Raw genomic sequence first — 25,637 nt, forward strand, 5'->3', positions numbered from 1 at the left:
CCGAAGCGGTTCAGGTCTGGAAAATGACAACCTGATTTGACCGATGAGCAGCTTCCGACGGGGCACTGGTATTAGTACTAAAGGAAGGGATAGCAACCGTTCAAATATCAATGTGACATTACATTGCCGATTGTTTAGGATGGCGACCATAAGGTCAATAGTTTGGCATAAAGTTAATAGCTGGCAGTTATAGACGATAATTTGACGTCAAGCATGCCGGAAACAGTATCGACACACTTCCGTCTGCAGTGGCTCGTGAACGCTGCTCGGAGCATGGAAGTAGATCACATCGGGTAACCCGGAGAGTCCAATGAGCAGCGTTGTAGCCATCGTCAAAAGTATTGTTGGCCAAGTCATCGCAGTATCCCCAGAAGGCATCCGGCGTGTACTCATTGAAGGTGATCGCCTGTTGGCCGGTGAAGAAGTTCTCACCGGCCCGGGCGGCGCCGTCACCCTCGAACTGGCCGATGGTCGCTTGCTCGATTTGGGCCGTGATACCCAATGGAGCGCTGATGCACCCGACAGCAGTACCGACTTGGGTCAGGCTACCGCGCAGGCCGCGCCGTCGGTGGAAGAGCTGCAGCAAGCGATCGCCGCGGGCGTGGACCCTACCACCGAACTGGAAGCGCCGGCAGCAGGGCCTGCAGCGGCAGGTGGTGGCACGGTTGGCGGTGGCCACAGTTTTGTCCTGTTGGAAGAAACAGCAGGCTCGGTGGACCCGACCATCGGCTTCCCGACTGACCCTCTGAGCTTCGCCGCCGGACTCAATGGCGAGGAGGTCGGCGGGCTTGATACCGATGCCAACAACACTACAGCCGATACTCCGACACCGGTCGCCACCGGGCTGACCCTCAGCGCCACCCCTTCCATCTCCGAAGCGGGTGGCGTTATCGTCTATACCGCGACGGTCGGCCAGGCACCTACGTCCAACCTGACCGTAACACTGTCGAATGGGGCAGTAATCGTCATTCAGGCTGGCCAGACCAGCGGCACCGTCAATGTCACGATTCCGCCTAACGATACCCCATACGTCGATGGCAGCCAGATCTCCACCACCGTGACGGGGGCCAGTGGCGGTACTGGTATCACCGTGGCCTTGCCGCAGACGCCTGCGGTGACTCTGGTTACCGATACAGTAGACAACACCACTGCGACCCTTACCGCTTCGCCAAGCGTGACCGAAGGTGGCGTCATCACTTACACCGTAACCCTGAGCAACCCCGCCCAGAGCCCGGTGACCGTGACACTGTCGAACGGCCAGACTATTACCGTTGGCGCGGGCAATACCACGGGCAGTGTGGCCTTCCAGACGCCGGCCAATGATGTTTTCAACAATGGCTCGACAGTCACCGCCACCATCACCGGCGCCACCGGGGGCAATTTTGAGCAGCTGTCGATCAACCCCCAGAGCGCTGTAACTACTATCAGCGACAGCATTGACACGTCGACGGTCACCTTGACTGCCACCCCAAGCGTGGTCGAGGGCGGTACTGTGGTGTACACCGCCTCGGTGTCGGCGCCTGTTACTGGTTCGCCGCTGGTCGTGACCCTGGCCAATGGTCAGAGCATCACCATCGGTGTCGGCGAGTCGTCCGGCTCGGTCAACTTTGTTGCGCCGAACAACGTCTACAACACCAATGCACCGCTGACCAACAGCATTACCAAGGTCGAGGGCGGTAACTACGAACAGCTCGACACCGCCGGCACTCCGACCACCACGGTCACCGACAGTCCCGCTACTCAGGCCACCACCAACCTGGTGCTGAGCGCAACTAGCGATGTGGCTGAAGGCGGTCAGATCGTTTACACCGCAACGCTTAGCAACCCAGCTGGCACGGCGATGACCGTGACCCTGAGCAACGGCGCGACCATCAACATCGCGGCCGGTCAGACCTCCGGCACGGTCTCTGTTGCAGCCCCGGCCGATGACGTCTACAAAGACGCCGGCCAGGTCAAAGCCACCATCACCGGTACCACCGGTGGTGACTTCGAGCAGTTGGCTGTTAATCCGGCTGAAGCCGTGACCAACGTCAGCGATACCCTCGACACGTCGACCGTGACCCTGACTGCGAATGCCTCGGTCGTTGAAGGTGGGGTGGTTACCTACACGGCCTCCGTCAGCGCTCCGGTCACCGGCAGCCCATTGGTGGTCACCTTGGCCAACGGCCAGAGCATCACAATCGGCGTCGGCGAGTCGTCCGGCTCGGTCGACTTCGTTGCGCCGAACAACGTCTACAACACCAATACCGCGCTGACCAACAGCATCACAAAGGTCGACGGCGGCAATTACGAACAGCTCGACACCGCGGGGGCTTCGACCACGACGGTTACCGACAGCCCGGACACTCAAGCGACCACCAACCTGGTACTTAGCGCGACTGGGGACGTGGCCGAAGGCGGCCAGATCGTCTACACCGCGACCTTGAGCAACCCAGCCGGCACGGCGATGACCGTGACCCTGAGCAACGGCGCGACCATCAATATCGCGGCAGGTCAGACCTCCGGCACGGTCTCTGTACCAGCCCCAGCGGATGACGTTTACAAAGACGCAGGCCAGGTCAAAGTCACCGTCACCGGCACCACCGGCGGTGACTTCGAGAGCCTCGCAGTGAATCCGGCTGAAGCCGTGACTAATGTCAGCGACACCCTCGACACGTCGACTGTCACGTTGACCGCTACCCCAAGCGCGGTCGAGGGCGGTACCGTGGTGTACACCGCGTCCGTGTCGGCGCCGGTTACCGGTAGCCCATTGATCGTCACCCTGGCCAACGGCCAGAGCATCACCATCGGCGTCGGCGAGTCCTCCGGTTCGGTCAATTTCGTTGCGCCCAATAACGTCTACAACACCAATACCCCGCTGACCAACAGCATCACCAAGGTTGAAGGCGGTAACTACGAACAGCTCGACACCGCCGGGACTCCGACCACTACGGTTACCGACAGCCCGGCTACCCAGGCGACCACCAATCTGGTGCTGAGCGCCACTGGCGATGTCGCCGAAGGCGGTCAGATCGTCTATACCGCCACGCTGAGCAATCCCGCCGGCACGGCGATGACCGTGACGCTGAGCAATGGCGCGACCATCAATATCGCTGCCGGCCAGACCACTGGCCAAGTGACCGTCGCTGCACCGGCGGATGACGTTTACAAAGACGCCAGCCAGGTCAAAGTCTCAGTCACTGGTACCACCGGTGGTGACTTCGAAAACCTCGCAGTCAATCCGGCGGAGGCCGTGACTAACGTCAGCGACACGCTCGATACCAGCACGGTGACCCTGACCGCCACTCCAAGCGTGGTCGAGGGCGGTACCGTGGTGTACACCGCTTCCGTGTCGGCCCCAGTCACCGGCAGCCCACTGGTGGTCACCCTGGCCAACGGTCAAAGCATCACCATCGGTGTTGGCGAGTCGTCCGGCTCGGTCGGCTTCGTTGCGCCAAACAACGTCTACAACACCAACACCCCGCTGACCAACAGCATTACCAAGGTCGACGGCGGTAATTACGAGAAGCTGGATACCGCCGGCACTCCAACCACCACGGTCACCGATAGCCCAGCTACTCAGGCCACGACCAACCTGGTGCTGAGCTCCACTGGCGATGTCGCCGAAGGCGGTCAGATCGTCTATACCGCCACGCTGAGCAATCCCGCCGGCACGGCGATGACCGTGACCCTGAGCAACGGCGCGACCATCAACATCGCGGCCGGCCAAACCTCTGGCCAAGTAACCGTCGCCGCCCCGGCTGATGACGTTTACAAAGACGCCGGCCAGGTCAAAGCGACCGTCACCGGTACCACCGGTGGTGACTTCGAGAACCTCGCAGTCAACCCGGCTGAGGCCGTGACCAACGTCAGCGACACCCTCGATACCAGCACGGTGACCTTGACCGCCACTCCAAGCGTGGTCGAGGGCGGCACCGTGGTGTACACCGCCTCGGTGTCGGCGCCTGTTACTGGCTCGCCGCTGGTTGTGACATTGGCCAACGGTCAAAGCATCACCATCGGCGTCGGTGAATCGTCCGGCTCGGTCAACTTCACCGCACCAAACAACGTCTACAACACCAATGCACCGCTGACCAACAGCATCACCAAGGTCGACGGCGGTAATTACGAGAAGCTGGATACCGCAGGTACTCCAACCACCACGGTCACCGATAGCCCAGCTACTCAGGCCACGACCAACCTGGTGCTGAGCTCCACTGGCGATGTCGCCGAAGGCGGTCAGATCGTCTATACCGCCACGCTGAGCAATCCCGCCGGCACGGCGATGACCGTGACCCTGAGCAACGGCGCAACTATCAACATTGCGGCCGGCCAGACCACTGGCCAAGTGACCGTCGCTGCCCCGGCTGATGACGTTTACAAAGACGCCGGCCAGGTCAAAGCGACCGTCACCGGCACCACCGGTGGTGACTTCGAGAACCTCGCGATCAATCCGGCTGAGGCCGTGACCAATGTCAGCGACACCCTTGATACCAGCACGGTGACCCTGACCGCTAATGCTTCGGTAATTGAAGGTGGCGTGGTGACCTACACCGCCTCGGTTAGCGCACCTGTTACTGGTTCGCCGCTGGTCGTGACCCTAGCTAACGGCCAAACCATCACCATCGGCGTCGGCGAGTCGTCCGGCTCGGTCGACTTCACCGCGCCAAACAACGTCTACAACACCAACACCCCGCTGACCAACAGCATCACCAAGGTCGACGGCGGTAATTACGAGAAGCTGGATACCGCGGGTACTCCAACTACGACGGTTACCGACAGTCCCGCTACCCAGGCGACTACCAACCTGGTGCTGAGCGCCACGGGTGATGTCGCTGAGGGCGGTCAGATTGTCTACACCGCGACCTTGAGCAACCCAGCGGGTACGGCGATGACCGTGACGCTGAGCAATGGCGCGACCATCAATATCGCTGCCGGCCAGACCACTGGCCAAGTGACCGTCGCTGCACCGGCCGATGACGTCTACAAAGACGCCGGTCAGGTCAAAGCCACCATCACTGGTACCACCGGTGGTGACTTCGAAAATCTTGCGGTCAATCCAGCGGAGGCCGTGACTAACGTCAGCGACACGCTCGATACCAGCACGGTGACCCTGACCGCCACACCAAGCGTGGTCGAAGGCGGGGTGGTCACCTACACGGCGTCGGTTAGCGCTCCGGTCACCGGCAGCCCACTGGTGGTCACCCTGGCCAACGGTCAAAGCATCACCATCGGCGTCGGCGAATCGTCCGGCTCGGTCAACTTCACCGCGCCGAACAACGTCTACAACACCAATGCACCGCTGACCAACAGCATCACCAAGGTCGACGGCGGTAATTACGAACAGCTCGACACCGCCGGTACTCCAACTACGACGGTCACCGACAGCCCGGCTACCCAGGCGACCACCAACCTGGTGCTGAGCGCGACTGGCGATGTGGCGGAAGGCGGTCAGATCGTTTACACCGCGACCCTGAGCAACCCAGCTGGTACGGCGATGACCGTGACCTTGAGCAACGGCGCGACCATCAATATCGCAGCAGGTCAGACCTCCGGTACGGTCGCTGTCCCAGCCCCGGCCGATGATGTCTACAAGGACGCTGGCCAGGTCAAAGCCACCATCACCGGCACAACCGGTGGTGACTTCGAGAACCTCGCAGTCAACCCGGCTGAGGCCGTGACCAACGTCAGCGATACCGTCGATATCTCGACTGTCACCCTGACTGCGAATGCTTCGGTAATCGAAGGTGGCGTGGTCACCTACACCGCTTCGCTGTCGGCTCCGGTCACCGGTTCGCCGCTGGTCGTGACCCTGGCCAACGGCCAGAGCATCACCATCGGCGTTGGCGAGTCGTCCGGTTCGGTCGACTTCGTTGCGCCGAACAACGTCTACAACACCAACACCCCGCTGACCAACAGCATCACTAAGGTCGAGGGCGGTAACTACGAACAGCTCGACACCGCTGGTACTCCGGCCACCACGGTCACCGACAGCCCGGCTACCCAGGCGACCACCAACCTGGTGTTGAGCGCGACCGGCGATGTCGCTGAGGGCGGCCAGATCGTTTACACCGCGACGCTGAGCAACCCTGCGGGAACGGCGATGACCGTCACCCTGAGCAACGGCGCGACCATCAACATCGCGGCAGGCCAGACCACCGGCCAAGTGAACGTCGCTGCGCCGGCCGATGACGTCTACAAAGATGCGGGTCAGGTCAAAGCCACCATCACCGGTACCACCGGTGGTGACTTCGAGCAGTTGGCTGTTACTCCGACCGAAGCCGTGACCAACGTCAGCGATACCCTCGATACGTCGACCGTGACCCTGACTGCGAATGCTTCGGTGATCGAAGGTGGCGTGGTTACCTATACCGCCTCGGTCTCGGCTCCTGTTACTGGTTCGCCACTGGTCGTAACCCTGGCCAACGGCCAAAGCATCACCATCGGCGTCGGCGAGTCGTCCGGCTCGGTCGACTTCGTTGCGCCGAACAACGTGTACAACACCAATACCGCACTCACCAACAGCATCACTAAGGTCGAGGGCGGTAATTACGAACAGCTCGACACCGCTGGTACTCCGACCACCACGGTTACCGACAATCCCGCTACCCAGGCCACTACCAACCTGGTGCTGAGCGCAACTGACGATGTGGCTGAAGGCGGTCAGATCGTTTATACCGCGACCCTGAGCAATCCAGCCGGCACGGCGATGACCGTGACCCTGAGCAATGGCGCGGTCATCAATATCGCAGCAGGTCAGACGTCCGGTACGGTCTCTGTTCCAGCTCCGGCTGATGATGTCTACAAAGACGCCGACCAGGTCAAAGCCACCATCACCGGTACCACCGGTGGTGACTTTGAGCAGTTGGCTGTTACTCCGACCGAAGCCGTGACCAACGTCAGCGATACCCTCGACGCGTCGACCGTGACCCTGACGGCGAATGCTTCAGTAGTCGAAGGTGGCGTGGTTACCTATACCGCCTCGGTTAGCGCTCCGGTTACCGGCAGCCCATTGGTCGTCACCCTGGCCAACGGTCAGAGCATCACCATCGGCGTCGGCGAATCGTCCGGCTCAGTCGACTTCGTTGCGCCGAATAACGTCTACAACACCAATACCGCACTGACCAATAGCATCACCAAGGTCGAGGGTGGTAACTACGAACAGCTCGACACCGCCGGTACTCCGACCACCACGGTTACCGACAGCCCGGCTACCCAGGCGACCACCAACCTGGTGCTGAGCGCGACTGGCGATGTCGCTGAAGGCGGCCAGATCGTTTACACCGCGACCTTGAGCAATCCAGCCGGCACGGCGATGACCGTGACCTTGAGCAATGGCGCGGTCATCAATATCGCAGCAGGTCAGACGTCCGGTACGGTCTCTGTTCCAGCTCCGGCTGATGATGTCTACAAAGACGCCGGCCAGGTCAAAGCCACTATTACCGGTACCACCGGTGGTGATTTCGAGCAGCTCGCGGTTAGTCCGGCTGAAGCCGTGACTAACGTCAGCGACACCCTCGACACGTCGACCGTGACTTTGACCGCCACTCCAAGCGTGGTCGAGGGCGGCACCATGGTGTACACCGCCTCGGTCAGTGCTCCGGTCACCGGCAGCCCGCTGGTCGTCACTCTGGCCAATGGCCAAAGCATCACCATCGGTGTCGGTGAGTCTTCCGGTTCGGTCAACTTCACCGCGCCGAACAACGTCTACAACACCAATACCGCGCTGACCAACAGCATCACTAAGGTTGAGGGCGGTAACTACGAACAGCTCGATACGGCGGGCACTCCGACTACTACAGTCACCGACAGCCCGGCTACCCAGGCGACCACCAACCTGGCGCTGAGCGCGACTGGCGATGTCGCTGAGGGCGGCCAGATCGTTTACACCGCGACCTTGAGCAACCCCGCCGGTACGGCGATGACCGTCACCCTGAGCAATGGTGCGGTCATCAATATCGCAGCGGGCCAGAGCTCCGGCGCTGTCTCTGTTCCAGCTCCGGCCGATGATGTCTACAAAGACGCCGGCCAGGTCAAAGCCACTATCACCGGTACCACCGGTGGTGATTTCGAGCAGCTCGCGGTTAGTCCGGCTGAAGCCGTGACCAACGTCAGCGATACCCTCGACGCGTCGACCGTGACCCTGACTGCAAATGCCTCAGTCGTGGAGGGCGGTGTGGTCACCTACACTGCTTCCGTTAGCGCCCCTGTCACCGGCAGCCCACTGGTCGTAACCCTGGCCAACGGCCAGAGCATCACCATCGGCGTCGGCGAGTCGTCCGGCTCGGTCGACTTCGTTGCGCCGAACAACGTCTACAACACCAATACCGCACTGACCAACAGCATCACCAAGGTCGACGGCGGTAATTACGAACAGCTCGACACCGCCGGCACTCCGACCACGACTGTCACCGACAGCCCGGCTACCCAGGCGACCACCAACCTGGTGCTGAGCGCGACCGGCGATGTCGCTGAAGGCGGCCAGATCGTTTACACCGCGACCTTGAGCAATCCAGCCGGCACGGCGATGACCGTGACCCTGAGCAATGGCGCGGTCATCAATATCGCAGCAGGTCAGACCTCCGGTACGGTCGCTGTTGCAGCCCCGGCCGATGACGTCTACAAGGACGCTGGCCAGGTCAAAGCCACCATCACCGACACCACCGGTGGTGACTTCGAGAACCTCGCAGTCAACCCGGCTGAAGTCGTGACCAACGTCAGCGACACCCTCGACACGTCGACCGTCACGTTGACCGCCACCCCAAGCGTGGTCGAGGGCGGTACCGTGGTGTACACCGCGTCGGTCAGTGCCCCAGTCACCGGCAGCCCGTTGGTCGTCACCCTGGCCAACGGTCAGAGCATCATCATCGGCGTCGGCGAATCGTCCGGCTCAGTCGACTTCGTTGCGCCGAATAACGTCTACAACACCAATACCGCACTGACCAACAGCATCACCAAGGTCGAAGGCGGTAATTACGAACAGCTCGACACCGCCGGCGCTCCGACCACCACGGTTACCGACAGCCCGGCTACTCAGGCGACCACCAACCTGGTGCTGAGCGCGACTGGCGATGTCGCTGAAGGCGGCCAGATCGTTTACACCGCGACGCTGAGCAACCCAGCGGGGACGGCGATGACCGTCACGCTGAGCAATGGCGCGACCATCAACATCGCGGCAGGCCAGACCACTGGCCAAGTGACCGTCGCTGCGCCGGCCGACGACGTTTACAAGGACGCCGGCCAGGTCAAAGCCACCATCACCGGCACCACCGGTGGCGACTTCGAGCAGTTGGCGGTCAATCCGGCTGAAGCCGTGACCAACGTCAGCGATACCCTCGACGCGTCGACCGTGACCCTGACGGCGAATGCTTCAGTAGTCGAAGGTGGCGTGGTTACCTATACCGCCTCGGTTAGCGCTCCGGTTACCGGCAGCCCATTGGTCGTCACCCTGGCCAACGGTCAGAGCATCACCATCGGCGTCGGCGAATCGTCCGGCTCAGTCGACTTCGTTGCGCCGAATAACGTCTACAACACCAATACCGCACTGACCAATAGCATCACCAAGGTCGAGGGTGGTAACTACGAACAGCTCGACACCGCCGGTACTCCGACCACCACGGTTACCGACAGCCCGGCTACCCAGGCGACCACCAACCTGGTGCTGAGCGCGACTGGCGATGTCGCTGAAGGCGGCCAGATCGTTTACACCGCGACCTTGAGCAATCCAGCCGGCACGGCGATGACCGTGACCTTGAGCAATGGCGCGGTCATCAATATCGCAGCAGGTCAGACGTCCGGTACGGTCTCTGTTCCAGCTCCGGCTGATGATGTCTACAAAGACGCCGGCCAGGTCAAAGCCACCATCACTGGTACCACCGGTGGTGACTTCGAGCAGCTGGCGGTCAGCCCGACCGAAGCAGTGACTAACGTTAGCGACACGATCGACGCTAGCACGGTGACCCTGACCGCCAATGCTTCGGTAGTCGAAGGTGGCGTAGTCACCTACACCGCCTCGGTATCGGCCCCAGTCACCGGCAGCCCACTGGTCGTCACCCTGGCCAACGGCCAGAGCATCACCATCGGCGTTGGCGAGTCGTCCGGTTCGGTCAACTTCAGCGCGCCGAACAACGTCTACAACACCAATGCACCGCTGACCAACAGTATTACCAAGGTCGAAGGCGGTAATTACGAACAGCTCGACACCGCCGGCACTCCGTCCACCACGGTCACCGACAGCCCGGATACCCAGGCCACTACCAACCTGGTGCTGAGCGCGACCGGGGATGTGGCGGAAGGCGGTCAGATCGTTTACACCGCGACGCTGAGCAACCCAGCGGGGACGGCGATGACCGTCACGCTGAGCAACGGCGCTACCATCAACATCGCGGCAGGCCAGACCACTGGCCAGGTGATCGTCGCTGCCCCGGCTGATGACGTCTACAAAGACGCCGGCCAGGTCAAAGCCACCATCACCGGTACCACCGGTGGTGACTTCGAGCAGTTGGCTGTTAATCCGGCTGAAGCCGTGACCAACGTCAGCGACACCCTCGACACGTCGACCGTCACGTTGACCGCCACACCAAGCGTGGTCGAGGGCGGTACTGTGGTGTACACCGCCTCGGTATCGGCCCCAGTTACCGGCAGCCCACTGGTCGTGACCCTGGCCAACGGTCAGAGCATCACCATCGGCGTCGGTGAGTCGTCCGGCTCGGTCGACTTCGTTGCGCCAAACAACGTCTACAACACCAATACTGCACTGACCAACAGCATCACCAAGGTCGAGGGCGGTAACTACGAACAGCTCGATACTGCCGGCACTCCGGCCACCACGGTCACCGACAGTCCGGCTACCCAGGCGACCACCAACCTGGTGTTGAGCGCGACCGGCGATGTCGCTGAGGGCGGCCAGATCGTTTACACCGCGACGCTGAGCAACCCTGCGGGCACGGCGATGACCGTCACGCTGAGCAATGGCGCGGTCATCAATATCGCAGCAGGCCAAAGCTCCGGCACGGTCTCTGTTCCAGCCCCGGCCGATGACGTCTACAAGGACGCTGGCCAGGTCAAAGCCACCATCACCGGCACCACCGGTGGCGACTTCGAGCAGTTGGCGGTCAATCCGGCTGAAGCCGTGACCAACGTCAGCGATACCCTCGATACGTCGACCGTCACGTTGACCGCCACTCCAGGCGTGGTCGAGGGCGGCACCGTGGTGTACACCGCCTCGGTATCGGCCCCAGTTACCGGCAGCCCACTGGTCGTGACCCTGGCCAACGGTCAGAGCATCACCATCGGCGTCGGTGAGTCGTCCGGCTCGGTCGACTTCGTTGCGCCAAACAACGTCTACAACACCAATACTGCACTGACCAACAGCATCACCAAGGTCGAAGGCGGTAATTACGAACAGCTCGACACTGCCGGCACTCCGACCACCACGGTTACCGACAGCCCGGCTACTCAGGCCACTACCAACCTGGTGCTGAGCGCAACTGGCGATGTCGCTGAAGGCGGTCAGATCGTTTACACCGCGACCTTGAGCAATCCAGCCGGCACGGCGATGACCGTGACCTTGAGCAACGGCGCGACCATCAACATCGCGGCAGGCCAGACCACTGGCCAAGTGACCGTTGCTGCCCCGGCTGATGACGTCTACAAGGACGCTGGTCAGGTCAAAGCCACCATCACTGGCACAACCGGTGGTGATTTCGAGAACCTCGCGGTGAATCCGGCTGAAGCCGTGACCAATGTCAGCGATACCCTCGATACCAGCACGGTGACCCTGACCGCCAATGCTTCGGTAGTCGAAGGTGGCGTGGTTACGTACACCGCCTCCGTGTCGGCTCCTGTTACTGGTTCGCCGCTGGTCGTCACCCTGGCCAACGGCCAAAGCATCACCATCGGCGTCGGCGAGTCGTCCGGTTCAGTCGACTTCGTTGCGCCAAACAACGTCTACAACACCAATACTGCACTGACCAACAGTATTACCAAGGTCGAGGGCGGTAACTACGAACAACTCGATACCGCCGGCACTCCGACCACGACGGTCACCGATAGTCCTGCTACTCAGGCCACTACCAACCTGGTGCTGAGCGCAACTGGCGATGTCGCTGAAGGCGGTCAGATCGTTTATACCGCGACCCTGAGCAATCCAGCCGGCACGGCGATGACCGTGACCTTGAGCAACGGCGCGACCATCAACATCGCGGCAGGCCAGACCACTGGCCAAGTGACCGTTGCTGCCCCGGCTGATGACGTCTACAAAGACGCCGGCCAGGTCAAAGCCACCATCACCGGCACAACCGGTGGTGACTTCGAGAACCTCGCAGTCAACCCGGCTGAGGCCGTGACTAACGTCAGCGACACCCTCGACACGTCGACCGTGACACTGACTGCAAATGCCTCGGTGATCGAAGGTGGCGTGGTTACCTATACCGCCTCGGTCTCGGCTCCTGTTACTGGTTCGCCACTGGTCGTCACCCTGGCCAACGGCCAGAGCATCACCATCGGAGTGGGCGAATCGTCCGGCTCGGTTGACTTCGTTGCGCCGAACAACGTCTACAACACCAATACTGCACTGACCAACAGCATCACCAAGGTCGAAGGCGGTAATTACGAACAGCTCGACACTGCCGGCACTCCGACCACCACGGTTACCGACAGTCCCGCTACTCAGGCGACCACCAACCTGGTGCTGAGCGCGACTGGGGACGTGGCCGAAGGCGGTCAGATCGTTTACACCGCGACCTTGAGCAATCCAGCCGGCACGGCGATGACCGTGACCCTGAGCAATGGCGCGGTCATCAATATCGCAGCAGGTCAGACCTCCGGTACGGTCGCTGTTGCAGCCCCGGCCGATGACGTCTACAAGGACGCTGGCCAGGTCAAAGCCACCATCACCGGCACAACCGGTGGTGATTTCGAGAACCTCGCGGTGAATCCGGCTGAAGCCGTGACCAATGTCAGCGATACCCTCGATACCAGCACGGTGACCCTGACCGCCAATGCTTCAGTAATCGAAGGTGGCGTAGTCACCTACACCGCCTCGGTATCGGCCCCTGTCACCGGCAGCCCACTGGTCGTAACCCTGGCCAACGGCCAGAGCATCACCATCGGAGTGGGCGAGTCGTCCGGTTCGGTCGACTTCGTTGCGCCGAATAACGTCTACAACACCAATACCGCACTGACCAACAGCATCACCAAGGTCGAAGGCGGTAATTACGAACAGCTCGACACCGCCGGCACTCCGACCACCACGGTTACCGACAGCCCGTCTACCCAGGCCACTACCAGCCTGGTGCTGAGCGCGACCGGCGATGTGGCGGAAGGTGGCCAGATCGTTTACACCGCGACCTTGAGCAACCCCGCCGGCACGGCGATGACCGTGACCTTGAGCAATGGCGCGGTCATCAACATTGCGGCCGGTCAGACGTCCGGTACGGTCTCTGTTCCAGCCTCGGCTGATGATGTCTACAAAGATGCCGGCCAGGTCAAAGCCACCATCACTGGTACCACCGGTGGTGACTTCGAGCAGCTGGCGGTCAGCCCGACCGAAGCAGTGACTAACGTTAGCGACACGATCGACGCTAGCACGGTGACCCTGACCGCAAATGCTTCGGTAGTCGAAGGTGGCGTAGTCACCTACACCGCCTCGGTATCGGCCCCAGTCACCGGCAGCCCACTGGTCGTCACCCTGGCCAACGGCCAAAGCATCACCATCGGTGTAGGCGAGTCGTCCGGCTCGGTCGACTTCGTTGCGCCAAACAACGTCTACAACACCAATACCGCACTGACCAACAGCATCACCAAGGTCGACGGCGGTAATTACGAACAGCTCGACACCGCCGGCACTCCGACCACCACGGTTACCGACAGCCCGTCTACCCAGGCCACTACCAGCCTGGTGCTGAGCGCGACCGGCGATGTGGCGGAAGGTGGCCAGATCGTTTACACCGCGACTTTGAGCAACCCAGCTGGCACGGCGATGACCGTGACCCTGAGCAACGGCGCGACCATCAACATCGCGGCCGGTCAGACCTCCGGCACGGTCTCTGTTGCAGCCCCGGCCGATGACGTCTACAAAGATGCGGGTCAGGTCAAAGCCACCATCACCGGTACCACCGGTGGTGACTTTGAGCAGTTGGCTGTTACTCCGACCGAAGCCGTGACCAACGTCAGCGATACCCTCGATACGTCGACCGTGACCCTGACTGCGAATGCTTCGGTAGTCGAAGGTGGCGTAGTCACCTACACCGCCTCGGTATCGGCCCCAGTCACCGGCAGCCCACTGGTCGTCACCCTGGCCAACGGCCAGAGCATCACCATCGGCGTCGGCGAGTCGTCCGGCTCGGTCGACTTCGTTGCGCCGAACAACGTCTACAACACCAATACCGCACTGACCAACAGCATCACCAAGGTCGACGGCGGTAATTACGAACAGCTCGACACCGCCGGCACTCCGACCACGACTGTCACCGACAGCCCGGCTACCCAGGCGACCACCAACCTGGTGCTGAGCGCGACCGGCGATGTCGCTGAAGGCGGCCAGATCGTTTACACCGCGACCTTGAGCAATCCAGCCGGCACGGCGATGACCGTGACCCTGAGCAATGGCGCGGTCATCAATATCGCAGCAGGTCAGACCTCCGGTACGGTCGCTGTTGCAGCCCCGGCCGATGACGTCTACAAGGACGCTGGCCAGGTCAAAGCCACCATCACCGGCACAACCGGTGGTGATTTCGAGAACCTCGCGGTGAATCCGGCTGAAGCCGTGACCAATGTCAGCGATACCCTCGATACCAGCACGGTGACCCTGACCGCCAATGCTTCAGTAATCGAAGGTGGCGTAGTCACCTACACCGCCTCGGTATCGGCCCCTGTCACCGGCAACCCACTGGTCGTGACCCTGGCCAACGGCCAAAGCATCACCATCGGCGTCGGCGAGTCGTCCGGTTCAGTCGACTTCGTTGCGCCAAACAACGTCTACAACACCAATACCGCGTTGACCAACAGCATCACCAAGGTCGAAGGCGGTAACTACGAACAGCTCGACACCGTCGGCACTCCGACCACCACGGTTACCGACAGCCCGGCTACTCAGGCGACCACCAACCTGGTGCTGAGCGCCACTGGCGATGTGGCTGAAGGCGGTCAGATCGTCTATACCGCCACGCTGAGCAATCCAGCCGGCACGGCGATGACCGTAACCCTGAGCAACGGCGCGACCATCAATATCGCGGCAGGCCAGACCACCGGCACGGTCTCTGTTCCGGCCCCGGCGGATGACGTCTACAAGGATGCCGGTCAGGTCAAAGCCACCATCACCGGCACCACCGGTGGTGACTTCGAACAGCTGGCTGTTAACCCGGCTGAAGCCGTGACCAACGTCAGCGACACCCTCGACACGTCGACCGTGACCCTGACTGCGAATGCTTCAGTAGTCGAAGGTGGCGTGGTGACCTACACCGCCTCGGTTAGCGCCCCGGTCACGGGTTCGCCGCTGGTCGTCACCTTGGCCAACGGTCAAAGCATCACCATCGGTGTTGGCGAATCGTCCGGCTCGGTCGACTTCACCGCGCCGAACAACGTCTACAACACCAATACCCCGGTGACCAACAGCATCACTAAGGTCGACGGCGGTAACTACGAGAAGCTGGATACCGCCGGCACTCCAACCACCACGGTCACCGATAGCCCAGCTACCCAGGCGACCACCAACCTGGTGCTGAGCGCGACTGGCGACGTCGCTGAGGGCGGCCAGATCGTCTACACCGCGACCTTGAGCAATCCCGCCGGCACGGCGATGACCGTGACCCTGAGCAACGGCGCAACTATCAATATCGCGGCAGGCCAGACCTCCGGCACGGTCTCTGTTCCGGCCCCGGCGGATGACGTCTACAAAGACGCCGGCCAGGTCAAAGCGACCGTCACTGGTACCACCGGTGGTGACTTCGAGAACCTCGCAGTCAACCCGGCTGAGGCCGTGACCAACGTCAGCGACACCCTCGACACGTCGACCGTGACCCTGACTGCGAATGCCTCGGTCGTTGAAGGTGGGGTGGTCACTTACACCGCCTCCGTTAGCGCTCCAGTCACCGGTTCGCCACTGGTCGTCACCCTGGCCAACGGCCAGAGCATCACCATCGGCGTCGGCGAGTCGTCCGGCTCGGTCAACTTCACCGCGCCGAACAACGTGTACAACACCAACACCGCGCTGACCAACACCATCACCAAGGTCGACGGCGGCAATTACGAGAAGTTGGTCACCGCTGGTACCCCGTCAACGACGGTAACGGATGTGGCGGGTACCAAGGACACGACGAGCCTTGTCCTGAGCGCGACGCCAACGGTCGCCGAAGGCGGCAAGATCACCTATACCGCAACCTTGTCCAACAAGGCCGGTTCTGACATGACCATCAAATTGAGCAATGGCGAGACCATCTCCATTGCCAAAGGTCAGACCGAAGGCAGCATCACCCTCAACGCGCCCGGCGATGATCCCTACATCGATGCCGGCTCGGTACAGGTCAAGATCGACGGAAGCACCGGCGGCGACTTCGAATTGCTGGCAGTCGACGGCGCTTTCGCGGTGACCAAGGTCACCGACACCATCGACAATACCAGCCTGACCCTCAGCGCCACGCCGACGGTCGCCGAAGGTGGCCAGATCACATACACCGCCACGTTGAGCACCCCGGCAGGCACCGCGATGACGGTCACCCTGAGCAATGGCCAGACCATCAACATTGCAGCAGGCAAAACGTCAGGTTCGGTAATTGTCGCTGCGCCCGGTGAGGATGTGTACATCGATGCAGGTGACGTGTCGGCGAAAATTACCGGCACTTCCGGTGGCAACTTCGAGAACCTCGTCGTCAGTAACACGGCAGCGGTAACGGCCGTGACCGACACCCTCCAGACCACCACCCTGAGCATCAGTGGTACAACCGCTGTTGCCGAAGGCGGCAACGCAACTTACACGCTGAACCTCAGCAACAATGCGCAAACCGATGTGACGGTGAAGCTTTCGTATACCGGCCCTGCCGCCGATGGTACCGACTACACCGGTGTGGCCATCGTAACGATCAAAGCCGGTAGCAACTCAGCCACCTTCACCATCCCGACAATCAAGGACAACGTCACCGAAGGTACCGAGCAGTTCACCGTCAAGATCGACTCGGCCACCGGCGGCAACTTCGAAAACCTGGCGGTCAGCGGTAGCGCTGGTAGCGTCACCACCCAGATCTTCGAGCCGGCGCCTGCTCTGGACCTAGACGCCAACGATTCGAGCGGCAAGACCGGCGCCGACTACCAGACCACGTTCACCGAGAACCAGCCAGGCAGCGGTGTTTCGATCGGCGATATCGACGTGTCGATCACCGACTTCGACAGCTCGATGCTGACTGGCGCGACGGTGACCCTGACCAATCGCCAGCCAGGCGATGCCCTGAACTTGGGCAACAGCGTCAATGGCATCTCGATCAATGCCAACAGCACCGACGGCAAGGTGGTCCTGACCCTGAGCGGAACCGCTTCGCTGGCTGACTACATCCAGGCGATCAAGAACATCACCTTCATCAACACCGGTGAAGACCCGAGCACCGCCCCTCGGATCATCACTGTCACGGTGACCGACGGTGTGAACACCTCGAACACGGCGACCACCACGGTCAATGTCGTGGCGGTCAACGACGTGCCCACCACCACTGGCGGAGCGGTCACCGGAACCGAGGACACCGACCTGGTGCTGGGTTGGAGCGACTTCAACATCAGCGATGTCGATTCCTCGCTCGCCAGCCTGGGGGTGACCATCACCCAGTTGCCAGGGGCCGGTACCTTGAAGCTGTACAACGGCACCAGCTGGGTCGATGTGAAGGCAGGCCAGACCATCAGCCAGGCCGACATCGCCGCCGGCAAGCTCAAGTTCGTTCCTGTGGCTAACCAGTCGGGTGTCGACGGCTACGGTGGTAGCGGTGTGGGCAACAAGCAGGTGGACTACGCGCAGATCAAGTACGCGCCTACCGATGGCAAGGGCACGGGCAGCGAAGCCACGCTGAAGGTCGATATCACACCGATGGCCGACAAGCCGGACCTGAGCATTGGCAACAACAACGTCAACTCGCTGGGCCTGACCAAGGAAACCTGGACCAGCCTCACTGGCCTGGGCACCAACGGCAATGGCATCACGGGCGACGCGCTGAAGAACGTCTTCGCCAACTCCGGCAACGCCGGCAAGAGCGAGCAGGTGACCACTGTCGACACCACGGCCACCGTCACCCCGGGGTCGGGCTCGAAGACCTCAGGCCTGATCTATCTGGAGGCCGGCAAGACCTACACCTTCAGCGGCACCGCCGACGACAGCCTGCAGATCGTCATCGGCGGCAAGAACGTCGCCGGTGGTACCTGGGGCTCGGCCAGCGGCAGCATTTCCGGCAGCTACACCCCAACCACCAGCGGCTATTACACCCTGGAGGTCTACAACGCCAACCAGGCTGGGCCAGGTAGCCTCGACGTCAACATCAAGGTGGGTAACGGTGCGGTAACTGACCTTAGCAGCGCCAACATCCCGATGTACCCCAACCTCGCCGCGCTGGCCAACGCCGGGGTTACGGTATCCGACCTGCATGGCAGTAACGGCGTGGGTTACTACGACGGCTACAAGCTCAACGAAGGCGGCGAGAACGGCGCGCCGGTCAAGCTGGTAAGCATCAGTACCGCCCTGACGGACACAGACGGCTCCGAGAGCCTGAGCGTCAAGCTCAGCGGCATCCCGGCAGGCTCGGTGGTTGCCGACAATGCCGGCCATACGTTCACCGTTGGCACCAATGCGGTTGATGTCACGGGTTGGAATCTGGGCACTTTGACCATCAAGCCACCGGCCTACTACTCCGGCCAATTCGACGTGAAAGTCACCTCGACGTCCACCGAGAGCGTTGGCGGCAGCACCGCGACCAGCGAAGGCAGCATCAAGGTCACGGTCTACCCGCAGTCGTACACCACCAGCAACCTGTCATCCGATAGCGATAACGTCGCCAGCACCGATGGCAATGACATCGTGGTCGCGGATGTCAGCGGCCTGCACGTGGTACCGGGCCAGGACTACAACATCGCCTTCATCGTCGACACCTCGGGCAGCATGGGCTCTTCGGGCGTCGATGCTGCGAAGAAATCGTTGGAGTCGGTATTCAAGACCTTGGCTGCAAGCGTCAAGGGCTCACAGTCCGGGACGGTGAACATTCTGTTGGTCGACTTTGCAAGCCAGGTCAAGAGCAGCGTATCGGTGACCCTCAACGATGCGGGCCTCAAGACCCTGCTGAGTGCGCTGGGTACGTTGAACTCCAATGGCGGCACCAACTATGAGGATGCCTTCAAAACAACCGCCAACTGGTTTGCGAACCTCAAGGCTGCAGGTAGCACCGGTAGTAACCAGACATTCTTCATCACTGACGGTGAGCCGACCTATTACCAGACGAGTGAACAGACCAACCCGAACCTGGGCAACACCAACGTCAAGCTCGACACGTTCCTGTCGTCGATCAACTACAAGATGGGCGATACCGTTACCAACTATCAGTTGGATACCAGCAATCGTCTCTCGATCGACAGCAGCGGCAAGTTGACCATGCAGGTTCGCGAGTTGGACTGGAGTTGGAACACGGGCTACTACTACAAATGGTCCACGCAGAGCACAGCCACTATCCATGCCGAGGGTAACGGTGGATACGAGCTGTCGACCCGAGACGGCACGGGCAACTCGACAGACCGGGCAACCACCAACAACTCGACTGACAGCTTCAAGATCCTTTCTGGCTTGTCCGATGTGGAGGCAATAGGCCTGAACAGTGGCGTGAACAAGGACGACCTGAAGCCCTATGACTCCGATGGCAAGCCACAGGCCAACATCGACCCAAGCAAACTGGCAGACGCCATCCTCGGCCACACCGAAGTTACCCAGCCGGGCAACGACACGGTCAACGGTGGTGACGGCAACGACATTATCTTTGGCGACTTGCTGACCTTCTCTACGGTCGCCGGCACTGGTGTAGAGGCAGTCCAGGGTTATGTGGCCAACAAACTCGGTGTCGATGCGGGTGATGTCGATGCGCGGGCAATGCACAAGTACATCAACGAGCATTACACCGAGTTCGATGTTGCGGGCAGCAATGATGGCGCCGACACCCTGATGGGGGGCGCAGGCAATGACATCCTCTTCGGCCAAGGGGGTAATGACACCCTCGATGGCGGCAAAGGTAATGACATGCTGCTGGGCGGCACTGGCAACGACACCCTGATCGGCGGCCAAGGCAACGACATGCTGATCGGTGGCAGCGGTGCCGACACCTTCGTGTGGAAGTCCGGTGACATTGGCAGTGACGTGATCAAGGACTTCAAAGTCAGCGAGGGTGACCGTCTCGATCTGCGCGACCTGCTGCAGGGTGAGAAGGCCAGCACTATCGACAACTTCCTGAAGATCACCACCGTCGATGGTTCCTCGACCTTGCAGGTCAGCACCGAAGGCAAGCTCAACGCAGCGGGTGGCCTGGCCAATGCCGATGTGTCTATCAAACTGGAAGGGGTCAACTGGTCCAATACCACGGTCAACTCGTTGATCAGCGGTGCAGACCCCACCATCAAGATCGATAACTCCTGATCCCGTCTGCGCGGTGGCCACCCGGGCCACCGCGCAGAGCGGTCTTTTCTGGCATCTTCGTGCAGCGCATACTTCTGCGCCGGGCTGTCATGCCCGATGAACTTTGCCTATGCTGCTGACTACCAACAAGGAACCATCGTGACGAGGGACGACGCCATGTTCTACGTGCAACGCGACGCCGAGGGCCAGTTGCTGCGGGTAGAAGCTGCACCCTATGCCGAACATACGGAGATCCTCCCGGCAGATCATGCCGAGATACAGGAGTGGTTTGCTGACGATGTCGTCGAAAACAGCCTGAAGCAGCTGAAGCAGAGCGACTTGGACATGATCCGGGTGCTTGAAGACTTGATCGAGGTGCTGACTGCCAAAGGCGTGTTCAGCATCACCGACCTGCCGCCTGGCGCCCAGGCCAAGCTGCTCAGTCGCTCGACTGCGCGCAAGGCGCTCGGCAGCTTGAACAATCTGATCGAGGACGAGGAGGAGGGCGGGTTGATTTAATCCGCTGTACTTGCCTGCTTACCCGGCAGACAGCTGCCACCCTCATATCGTTATTCATTAACGGTATTTAAAATATTTTTCTTATTACCTTATAGTCACTCCACTGCGTACCCGTCGACCAATCGATGCGCCGCACGACTTGAACCCACACGGCTAAACCCCGTGCGTTTCTGATCGTTGCGCGTCATCGAAGTCGCGCACTGCGTGGGAGTGAAAAATGTCCGTCGCCTCGAACGCCTTGTCGTCCAACCACAGCGCTCAGCCGCAAACCTTTGAAATCCGCCCGTTCTCGGGTGCCGTTGGCGCCGAGATCATCGGCCTGGACCTGGCAAAACCGGTCAACGCCGAGGACTTCAGCCTTATTCATCACGCCCACCTCGAGCACCATGTACTGGTGCTGCGCGACCAGCGCATCAGCCCTGAACAGCAGATTGCCTTCAGCCGCCGCTTCGGCCAACTGCAGATCCATGTGCTAAAGCAGTTTCTGCTCAAAGGCCACCCCGAGATCCTGATCGTCTCCAACATCATCGAGAACGGCCACAACATCGGCCTGGGCGATGCCGGCAAGTTCTGGCATTCGGACCTGTCATACAAGGAACTCCCAAGCCTGGGCTCCATGCTGCACGCCCAGGAGTTGCCCAGCGAAGGTGGCGACACCCTGTTCGCCGACATGCACAAGGCCTGGGACGCGGTACCCCAAGCGCTGCGCAAGCAGGTCGAGGGCCGCAGTGCCGCGCACTCCTACACCGCCCGTTATGCCGAGACCAAGTTCGAAGGCAACTGGCGCCCGACCCTTAGCGCCGAGCAGCTTGCACAGGTGCAGGAAGTGGTCCATCCGGTGGTACGAACCCATCCGGAAAACGGCCGCAAGGCACTGTTCGTCAGCGAAGGGTTCACTACCCGCATCGTCGGTCTGCCGGATGATGAAAGCCGCGACGTGCTGCAGCAGCTTTATGCCCTGAGCGTGCTCGAACAGAACATCTACCGCCACCAATGGCAGGCACACGATCTGGTGTTCTGGGACAACCGCTCGCTGACCCACCTCGCCACAGGCTGCCCGGCGCACCTGCGACGCAAACTTTTCCGTACCACCATCCAGGGCGATGCCCCGTTCTGACGACTGAGGAAACCATCATGCGCAAATCCATCAGCCGCCTGGCGGCAAGTATCTCCCTGGGTGCAAGCTTGGTCGTGGGCAGCCTTGCGGCCCCCACGGTGGCCCATGCCGAAGGCCAGATCCGCATTGCCGAGCAGTTCGGCATTGTCTATCTGCTGCTCAATGTGGTGCGTGATCAGCAACTGATTGAAAAGCACGGCAAGGAGCAGGGTATCGACATCGACGTCGACTGGGCCCAGCTATCCGGGGGTGCTGCGATCAACGACGCGCTGTTGTCCGGCGCGGTGGACATCGCCGGTGCCGGCGTTGGGCCGTTGCTGACGGTATGGGACCGCACCAAAGGCCGGCAGAACGTCAAGGCGGTGGCCTCGCTGGGCAACTTTCCGTACTACCTGGTCAGCAGCAACCCGAACGTGAAGACCATCGCCGACATTTCCGGCAAGGACCGCATTGCCGTGCCGGCCGTGGGCGTCTCGGTGCAATCGCGCTTCCTGCAGTACGCCGCTGCCCAGCAGTGGGGCGAGAAGGAATACAACCGCCTCGACAAGTACACCCTTGCCGTACCGCACCCAGATGCCACCGCTGCGTTGCTGGCTGGCGGCACCGAGCTCAACGGGCACTTCTCCAACCCGCCGTTCCAGGACCAGGCACTGGCCAACAAAGACGTGCACGTGGTGCTCAACAGCTATGACCTGCTCGGCCCCAACTCGCCGACCGTGCTGTTTGCCACCGAGAAATTCCGCAACGACAACCCCAAGACCTACAAGGCGTTCGTCGATGCCCTGGCCGAGGCTGCGGACTTTGCCCAGAAGGACAAGGCGGCGGCTGCCGATACCTATATCCGCGTCACCAAGGCCAAGATTGACCGCGATGTGCTGATCAAGCTGATCGACAACCCCCAGTACGAGTTCACCGTAACGCCGAAGAACACCTACAAGCTGGCCGAATTCCTCTACCGGGTAGGCGCCATCAAGCACAAGCCTGAGTCGTGGAAGGATTACTTCTTCCAGGATGAACGCCCACTGCAGGGGAGCTGACCGACCATGACCGCCCCATTGCCAGGCCACACGGCCAGCAACCTTAGCCGTGTGGCTACACCGCCGTTGCTCAAGGTGGATAACCTGAGCCTCGAATACCGTACCGCGCAGCGCGTGGTGCGGGCCACCCATCAGGTCAGCTTCGAAGTCGACCGTGCCGACCGTTTTGTCTTGCTGGGCCCCTCGGGGTGTGGCAAGTCCACGCTGCTCAAGGCCGTAGCCGGGTTCATCAGCCCACAGCAAGGGCAGATCCTGCTGCAGGGCCAGCCGGTCACCGGCCCTGGCCCCGATCGCATCGTGGTGTTCCAGGAGTTCGACCAGCTGCCGCCGTGGAAGACGGTGAAGCAGAACGTCATGTTCCCGCTGCTCGTTTCTGGCCAGCTCAAGCGCGCCGAGGCCGAAGACCGAGCGTTGCATTACCTGGACAAGGTTGGCCTGGCGGCTTTTGCCGACGCTTATCCGCATACCCTGTCGGGCGGCATGAAAGCGCGCGTGGCAATTGCTCGTGCACTGGCCACGCAACCGAAGATCCTGTTGATGGATGAGCCGTTCGCCGCACTCGATGCGCTTACCCGGCGCAAGATGCAGGAAGAGTTGCTGTTGCTGTGGGAGGAGGTGCGCTTCACCTTGTTGTTCGTCACCCATTCCATCGAGGAGGCGCTGGTGGTGGGTAACCGCATCCTGTTGCTGTCACCCCATCCGGGGCGGGTACGGGCCGAGGTGCACAGCCATCAGTACGACCTTGGCAGCCTCGGCGCCAGTGACTTCCAGGCCAGCGCCCGGCGCATCCATCGGCTGTTGTTCGACGAGGTCGATGCCCCGAGCAGGCCGAATACCTGGGCTTCAACGACATCCGCATTGCCTACTGACAGGAGCTTGAGCCATGACCACTACACCTGTACGTCAGGAATACGAGGTGCAGCTGGAGCCGCTGCTCAGTGTGCCTCTGGAACGCAACCTGCCGCTGGCCCAGCGCCTGTGGCAGCAAGGCTGGTTACGCAAGGCGGTGATCCTTGTGGTGATCGCAACACTGTGGGAAGCCATTGCCCGCTACCAGGGCAATGACCTGCTGCTACCGAGCTTTTTGCAGACTGCCGCGGCGCTGTGGGACGGCCTGCGCAGCGGCGAGCTGCCGGCCAAGGTCGGCGTGTCGCTGGTAATCCTGCTCAAGGGCTACCTGATGGGCATCGTCCTGGCATTCGGCCTTACCAGCCTTGCGGTATCGACCCAGCTTGGGCGCGATCTGCTGGGCACGCTGACCTCGATGTTCAACCCACTGCCGGCGATTGCCCTGCTGCCGCTGGCCCTGCTGTGGTTCGGGCTGGGTGATAACAGCCTGATCTTCGTGCTGGTGCACTCGGTGCTTTGGGCGCTGGCGCTGAATACCTACGCGGGTTTTCTTGGCGTTTCTGAAACCTTGCGCATGGCTGGGCGCAACTATGGCCTCAAAGGGCTGCGGCTGGTGCTGCACATCCTGGTGCCCGCGGCACTGCCGTCAATCCTGTCGGGGCTGAAGATCGGCTGGGCATTTGCCTGGCGCACGCTGATCGCCGCCGAGCTGGTGTTCGGCGCGAGCAGCGGCAAGGGCGGGCTGGGTTGGTACATCTTCCAGAACCGCAACGAGCTGTATACCGACAAGGTTTTTGCCGGGTTGGCGGTGGTGATCCTGATCGGGCTGCTGGTCGAGGGGTTGGTGTTCAATACCCTGGAACGGGTGACCGTGCGGCGCTGGGGGATGCAGCGCTGATCTGTAGCGGCCTAATTTTGGTACTGCGCAGCCGCATTGCTCAGGGTCTTGGCAATCTCACTGCGCAGTTCATCCGGCTGCTCCACCTTCACCCCGTCCCCCTGGCTCAACACCCACCAGCGTAACGCCCAGCCATCTTCCATCGTGGCCTGCAGCCGATGCCCGTGCTCCAGGGCAGTCAGCTGCATGTCTGCACTCAACGGCTGATCACGTAACTGTCGTGCCACCCTGTCGTTGACCCAGGCTTGCAGCGCCAGCCCACCACCTTGCGCCGGCTGGAGCGCCTCACCGCGCAAGTAGCCCTGCAGGTCGAAATTCCCACGCAGCTCACCCAAGGCATTCGCCGACCAGTGCCAGCCGAACGGAATGCTCTTGTCGTTGCGCTCCAGCGGGAAGATCAACGACAGCTCATTGAGGTCGCGTTCCACCGTGCGTTTGCTGACGGTGAAACCCACATCGCGCAGGCGCCACACCAGTTCTGCGCTGGTAATGCCCGGGGAACGGCTGGGTAGCTGGCGCAGCAGCGCCCACTGACGGCTGAGGGTGGCGCGGGTGGTGGCGAACGGCAAAAGGTAACGTCCTTGTCTAGGCTTGCCGCATCAGGATGGCGGCATT

Annotated in this window: 6 protein-coding genes and 1 pseudogene; 6 read left to right on the forward strand and 1 reads right to left on the reverse strand. The window is 61.4% G+C overall.

The genetic code is table 11. The features are described 5' to 3' along the window. Nucleotides 1–310: 310 nt before the first annotated feature. From NGJ21_RS20855 to NGJ21_RS20880, 6 genes and pseudogenes are all read left to right on the forward strand, one after another. Nucleotides 311–20,623 (forward strand): immunoglobulin-like domain-containing protein, encoded by a 20,313-nt coding sequence (locus NGJ21_RS20855; RefSeq protein ID WP_251962603.1) that lies wholly within the window; start codon nucleotides 311–313, stop codon nucleotides 20,621–20,623. A 156-nt stretch (nucleotides 20,624–20,779) separates the two neighbouring features. Then, on the forward strand, nucleotides 20,780–21,121 hold the full coding sequence (locus NGJ21_RS20860; protein ID WP_039603601.1) for a hypothetical protein: 342 nt from the start codon (nucleotides 20,780–20,782) through the stop codon (nucleotides 21,119–21,121). A 217-nt stretch (nucleotides 21,122–21,338) separates the two neighbouring features. Then, entirely contained in the window at nucleotides 21,339–22,238 is a 900-nt protein-coding gene (locus NGJ21_RS20865) for a TauD/TfdA dioxygenase family protein (RefSeq protein ID WP_237860246.1), read from the forward strand. 17 nt (nucleotides 22,239–22,255) lie between these two features. Beyond that, entirely contained in the window at nucleotides 22,256–23,275 is a 1,020-nt protein-coding gene (locus tag NGJ21_RS20870; RefSeq protein WP_115273157.1) for an ABC transporter substrate-binding protein, read from the forward strand. A gap of 6 nt (nucleotides 23,276–23,281) precedes the next feature. After that, nucleotides 23,282–24,144: pseudogene (locus NGJ21_RS20875) on the forward strand (ABC transporter ATP-binding protein). Between the two features lie 14 nt (nucleotides 24,145–24,158). After that, nucleotides 24,159–25,022, forward strand: a complete 864-nt coding sequence (locus NGJ21_RS20880; protein WP_251962604.1) for an ABC transporter permease — start codon at nucleotides 24,159–24,161, stop codon at nucleotides 25,020–25,022. A gap of 11 nt (nucleotides 25,023–25,033) precedes the next feature. Here the strand turns inward: NGJ21_RS20880 and NGJ21_RS20885 are convergent, their stop codons facing one another. Continuing rightward, nucleotides 25,034–25,591, reverse strand: a complete 558-nt coding sequence (locus NGJ21_RS20885) for a WYL domain-containing protein (protein WP_115273154.1) — start codon at nucleotides 25,589–25,591, stop codon at nucleotides 25,034–25,036. Between the last annotated feature and the right edge of the window lie 46 nt (nucleotides 25,592–25,637).

Source organism: Pseudomonas sp. Marseille-Q5299 (assembly GCF_943737035.1).
Taxonomy (GTDB): domain Bacteria; phylum Pseudomonadota; class Gammaproteobacteria; order Pseudomonadales; family Pseudomonadaceae; genus Aquipseudomonas; species Aquipseudomonas putida_E.

Excerpts from the sequence above, each read along its gene's own strand:
- NGJ21_RS20855 (WP_251962603.1), top strand. The coding sequence starts at position 311 with ATGAGCAGCGTTGTAGCCATCGTCAAAAGTATTGTTGGCCAAGTCATC.
- NGJ21_RS20860 (WP_039603601.1), top strand. The coding sequence starts at position 20,780 with ATGTTCTACGTGCAACGCGACGCCGAGGGCCAGTTGCTGCGGGTAGAA.
- NGJ21_RS20865 (WP_237860246.1), top strand. The coding sequence starts at position 21,339 with ATGTCCGTCGCCTCGAACGCCTTGTCGTCCAACCACAGCGCTCAGCCG.
- NGJ21_RS20870 (WP_115273157.1), top strand. The coding sequence starts at position 22,256 with ATGCGCAAATCCATCAGCCGCCTGGCGGCAAGTATCTCCCTGGGTGCA.
- NGJ21_RS20880 (WP_251962604.1), top strand. The coding sequence starts at position 24,159 with ATGACCACTACACCTGTACGTCAGGAATACGAGGTGCAGCTGGAGCCG.